At 70.8% G+C, this 4,916-nt stretch carries 5 protein-coding genes; 1 reads left to right on the top strand and 4 read right to left on the bottom strand.

The features are described 5' to 3' along the window. Window positions 1-99 precede the first annotated feature (99 nt). From AC3XYG_RS09045 to AC3XYG_RS09060, 4 genes are read right to left on the bottom strand one after another with little or no spacing between them, the layout of a single operon-like run. Complete coding sequence (locus AC3XYG_RS09045) at window positions 100-1,305, bottom strand: CaiB/BaiF CoA transferase family protein (RefSeq protein ID WP_489139489.1); 1,206 nt, start codon at window positions 1,303-1,305, stop codon at window positions 100-102. Beyond that, the gene (locus AC3XYG_RS09050) at window positions 1,302-2,123 is read right to left on the bottom strand and encodes an IclR family transcriptional regulator (protein WP_489139490.1); all 822 of its coding nucleotides are present in this window, start codon (window positions 2,121-2,123) and stop codon (window positions 1,302-1,304) included. Before AC3XYG_RS09050 ends, AC3XYG_RS09045 begins: the two co-directional genes overlap by 4 nt. Continuing rightward, window positions 2,123-2,899 (bottom strand): enoyl-CoA hydratase-related protein, encoded by a 777-nt coding sequence (locus AC3XYG_RS09055; RefSeq protein ID WP_489139491.1) that lies wholly within the window; start codon window positions 2,897-2,899, stop codon window positions 2,123-2,125. Before AC3XYG_RS09055 ends, AC3XYG_RS09050 begins: the two co-directional genes overlap by 1 nt. 16 nt (window positions 2,900-2,915) lie before the next feature. After that, on the bottom strand, window positions 2,916-3,872 hold the full coding sequence (locus AC3XYG_RS09060; protein WP_489139492.1) for an NAD(P)H-dependent flavin oxidoreductase: 957 nt from the start codon (window positions 3,870-3,872) through the stop codon (window positions 2,916-2,918). A 435-nt stretch (window positions 3,873-4,307) separates the two neighbouring features. On the opposite strand from AC3XYG_RS09060, the gene AC3XYG_RS09065 reads away from it, so the two are divergent. Next, window positions 4,308-4,916 (top strand): enoyl-CoA hydratase-related protein (locus tag AC3XYG_RS09065; protein ID WP_489139493.1); only part of this gene is annotated, 609 nt, incomplete at its 3' end.

The raw sequence follows: 4,916 nt of genomic DNA on the forward strand, positions 1-4,916 counted from the left end.
ATTGGAACGACACTCCGGCAAATTGCGCCAGCCGGCGCCGCCTGTCGAGCCGTGGAACAGGGGCAGACGTCGGATCGTGCCCTGCCCGCCTCCGGATGATCAGCGGATGGCACCCCTCTCCCGCCACGCCGCCAGATCCGCCTCGGTCGCGCCCAGCCTTTCGCGCAGGATCTGGTCGCTGTGTTCGCCCAGCTGCGGCGGCCGGGCCCGGATTTCGGAGCGCTGGCCGTCGAAGCGGTAGGGCGGCGCCAGCACCGGTGCCTCGCCTGCCTGCGGATGCGGCTGGCGAGTCACCAGCCCGGCATCCACGGCGCGCGGCGATTGCAGCGCCTCCAGCAGCCCCAGCACCTCGCCGCAAGGGATGCCGCAGCGGCCGAGCGTCGCCAGCAGTTCCGCCCGGCCGCGCCGGCCGAGTTCGGCCCGGATCTGCGGCAGCAGCGCCTCACGATGGGTGGCGCGGTCGAGATTGGTGGCGAAGCGCGGGTCGTCCGCCAGGTCGGGCCGGCCGATCACCTCGCGGCAGAAGCGGCCGAACTGCTGGTTGTTGCCGACGGTGATGACCAGCGGGCCGTCCGCCGCATCGAACACGCCATAGGGCACGATCGACGGATGGGCGTTGCCGTAGCGCGGCGGGTCGCGGCCCAGCACCAGTGCCTCCAGCCCGCAATAGGCAGTGATCATCAGGCCGCAATCGAACAGCGCCAGCTCGACATGCCGGCCGCGCCCGGTGCGGGTGCGCTCCAGCAGCACCGCCATGATCGCCTGGGCGGCGTACATGCCGGTGAACAGGTCGACCGCGGCGATGCCGAATTTCAGCGGCGGCCGTTCGGCCTCGCCATTCATCGCCATCAGCCCGGCCTCCCCCTGGATCACCAGATCGTAGCCCGGCCGCGCCGCCTCCGGCCCGCTGCGGTCGTAGCCGGAGATCGAGCAATAGACCAGGCCGGGATGGCCGGCGCTGAGGTCGCCGTAGCCGACGCCCAGCTTCTCGGCCCCGCCGGTGCGGAAGTTCTGGATGACCACATCCGACTGCGCCGCCAGCCGGCGGACGATGGCCCGGCCGTCGGCGCTGTCGAGGTCGAGCGCCAGCGACTGCTTGTTGCGGTTGACGCTGTAGAAGTACGATGTGTCCCCGTCGCCGATCCGCGCGCCCCAGTCGCGGGTGTCGTCGCCGCGGCCGGGATGCTCGATCTTCACCACCTCGGCGCCGAGATCGGCCAGCACCATGCCGCACAGCGGCCCGGCCAGCACCCGCGACAGGTCGAGCACGCGGATGCCGGCGAGTAGCTGCGGCGCCCCGCTCACAGCCCCATCGCCCCGTCCAAGCGGCGGACCAGGGCGATCAGCCGCGGCCGCACCTCCGTCAGCAGGAAGTCCGGGGTCAGCACCGTGGCCGGGCCGCCGCAATTCATCGCCATCGGCGGCAGCCCGCCGCTGGGACGGAAGCCGACCGCGATGGCGTTGACGTTCTCCTGCCATTCGCCGAAGGAGCAGCAGCAGCCCAGCTCCTGCTGGTCGCGGATCGCCTTGTCGATGCCGGCGCGGGTGCGCGGCCACGCCACCTCGTCCAGCGCCGCCAGCTCCTGCAGGATCGGCGCCCGCTCCTCCGCCCGGCAGGCGGCCAGGACGGCGCGGCCCATGGCGCTGGCGGCGATCGAGATGCGCGAGCCGACATCGAGGGTCAGCGAGATCGCGGCCTTGCCATGGGCGCATTCGACATAGAGCACGCTGAGCCGGTCGCGCGTGCCGAGCCCGACCGAGCCGCGGGAGAAATCCGCCAGATCCTGCATAAACGGCCGGGCGACCGAGCGCACATCGAGCCGCGCCAGCATGGTGGCGCCCAGCGCCAGCACCGCGGTGCCCAGCCGGTACTTGCCGACATGGTCGAGGTAATGCAGGTAGCCGAGCCGGGTCAGGGTGTAGGTCAGACGCGACACGGTCGAGGGCGGCAGGCCGCAGCGGGCCGCGATCTCCTGGTTGCCCAGCAGCGGCTCGTCCTTGCGGAAGCAGGCCAGCACGTCCAGCCCCCGCGCCAGGGCGGTGACGAAGTGCCTGTCCTCGCGCGCCTCGGCGCTGTCGAATGCGGGGGCGGTGTCGATGGCGGCCAGCCGTCTGCGCGCCATCAACCGGCCACCGGCTGCCGGGCGAAGAAGGCGGCGAAGGCGGCCTGGGCCTCCGGCGAGCGGCGGCATTCGGCGAAAAACCGTGCCTCGGCGCCCAGCGTCTCCATCACGGGGGCGGCATCGGCGCGGCGCAGCAGCTGCTTGGTCAGCGACACCGACCGGGCCGGCAGAGCCGCCAGCGCCGTCGCCCGGTCCAGCGCCCGGTCCAGCGCCTGGCCGGGTTCGGTCACCGCATTGAGGATCCCGGCCTCGGCCGCCTCATCCGCGCTGAAGCTCTCGCCCAGCATCAGCAGCTCGGCCGCCCGCTTGGTGCCGGCCAGCCGCGGCAGCAGGTAGCTCGACGCCCCTTCCGGGCACAGGCCGAGCTGGACAAAGGGCAGCCGGAACCGCGCATCGCGCCCGGCGAAGGCGAGGTCGCAATGCAGCAGCAGGGTGGTGCCGATGCCGATGGCATGGCCCTCGACCGCCGCCACCACCGGCTTCTCCACCCCGATCAGGGCGCCGAGGAAGCGCAGCCCGGCGCTGGGGGCGCTGCCGCCCGACGCCTTCTGGAAATCCGCCAGGTCGTTGCCGCTGGTGAAGGTGCCGCCGGCCCCGGACAGCACCAGCGCGCGCACCGACGAATCCTTGTCGGCGGCGGCGATCGCTTCGGCCAGCGCGTTGTAGGTGGCGATATCCAGCGCGTTGCGGCGGGCCGGCCGGTCGATCGTCAGCAGCCGGACGCCGGCGGTGGGGTCCACGATGCGGAGGGTGGCGGGATCGCTGATGTGGTCCATGCAGGTTCTTCCCGGCTCAGGCGGCGCAAAGCCGTGCGCGGGCGGTCGCGTATTCGTGTTTCAGCCGGGCGATCACGTCGGCGGTGGGCAGCACATCGGCTATGGTGCCGACGCCCTGGCCGGCGCCCCAGACATCCTTCCACGGCTTCACCCGGGTCGAGCCGAAGTTCATCTGGCTCTTATCCGCCACCGGCAACGCATCGGGGTCCAGCCCGGCGGCGGCGATGCTGGGCTTCAGATAGTTGCCGGGCACGCCGGTGAAGAACGGGGTGTAGACGATATCGGACGCGGCGGCGTCGACGATCATCTGCTTGTAGGAATCGGCCGCCCGCGCCTCCGCCGTGGCGATGAAGCGGGTGCCCATATAGGCCAGGTCGGCGCCCAGGCTGCGCGCCGCCAGGATCGCGGCCCCGGTGGTGATGGCACCGGACAGGATCAGCGGCCCGTCCCAGAAGCGGCGGACCTCGCCGACCAGGGCGAAGGGGCTCATGGTGCCGGCATGGCCGCCGGCCCCGGCGCAGACCAGGATCAGCCCATCGACCCCCGCCTCCAGCGCCTTTTCGGCATGGCGGATGGTGGTGACGTCGTGGAACACCAGCCCGCCATAGCCATGCACCTGCCGCACCACCTCGCCCGGCGCCCGCAACGAGGTGATGATGATGGGCACCCGGTGGCGGACGCAGGCCGCCATGTCCTGGTCCAGCCGGTCGTTCGACTGGTGCACGATCTGGTTGACGGCATAGGGCGCGATCACCCGGTCCGGCTCGGCTTCCTGCGTTGCCGCCAGCTCCGTCTCAATCCGGGTCAGCCAGGTCTCGAGCTCCGCCTGCGGCCGGGCGTTCAGCGCCGGGAAGGAGCCGACGATGCCGCCGAGGCATTGCGCCACCACCAGCTCCGGCGTCGACACGATGAACATCGGCGCCGCGATCACCGGCAGGGCCAGGCGCTCGGACAGGGAAGCGGGCAAGGCCAAGATCTGCTTCTCCTTTCGCCGCCGACGGACCGCCAGTTTGCATGGGGTCTGAAAACGGTCAACAGATTTTCAGAATTCAATTCTGCATTGCGGAATAGATCAGATGAATGGAAATCCATCGGATCAGGACGCGGCTGAGCGATCGCCAGGCAACCATCCCCCTCCCTGTCATGCCCGGACTTGATCCGGGCATCCAGAGTCTGTCGACATCTTCTGGACTGCCGGATCAAGCCCGGCAATGACAAAGGAGGGGAAGTGGTCCCTGACCGAAGACAATGGTTTCTGGCCGACTGATGGCTGCTGACCGAGCCTTCACCACCAGCCTCGCCGTCTTGACGTCCCGACGGTGCTCTGGTCTATATCGATCAAGAATACGGAAATGAATTCTGCATTGCAGAATTACACCATCCGGGCCCAGCCGTCCCAGGAGGATCGATGGACAAGGTGCGCACCACCACGCAGGACGGGATCGCGATCGTCACCATCGCCAGCCCGCCGGTCAATGCGCTCGACGCCGGGCTGCGGGCCGGGCTGGCCGCGGCGGTGCAGCAGGCCGATGCCGACCCCGACGTCCGCGCCATCGTCATCGCCGCCGAGGGCCGCACCTTCATCGCCGGCGCCGACATCTCCGAATTCGGCAAGCCGCCGCTGCCGCCGTCCCTCCCCGATGTCATCAACGGCTTCGACGCCGTGACCAAGCCGATCGTCGCCGCCATCCATGGCGCGGCGCTGGGCGGCGGGCTGGAGGTCGCGCTGGGCTGCCACGCCCGCATCGCCGGGCCGGGCGCGAAGCTGGGCCTGCCCGAGGTCAAGCTCGGCCTGATCCCCGGCGCCGGCGGCACCCAGCGCCTGCCGCGCCTGATCGGCGCCGCGCCCGCCTTCAGGCTGATGGCCGAGGGTGCCCCCGCATCCGCCGCCGAAGCGCTCACCCTCGGCATCGTCGATGCGGTGGCCGAGACCAGCCTGCTGGACGCAGCCATAGCCAAGGCCAAAGACCTCGCCGCTGCCGGCATCCTCCGCCGCACCCGCGACCTGGACAGCCCG

The sequence above is a fragment of the Inquilinus sp. genome (genome assembly GCF_057815775.1).

Bases quoted from the DNA above. Each gene is read 5' to 3' on its own strand.
- AC3XYG_RS09050 (WP_489139490.1), bottom strand. From the start codon at position 2,123: ATGGCGCGCAGACGGCTGGCCGCCATCGACACCGCCCCCGCATTCGAC.
- AC3XYG_RS09055 (WP_489139491.1), bottom strand. From the start codon at position 2,899: ATGGACCACATCAGCGATCCCGCCACCCTCCGCATCGTGGACCCCACC.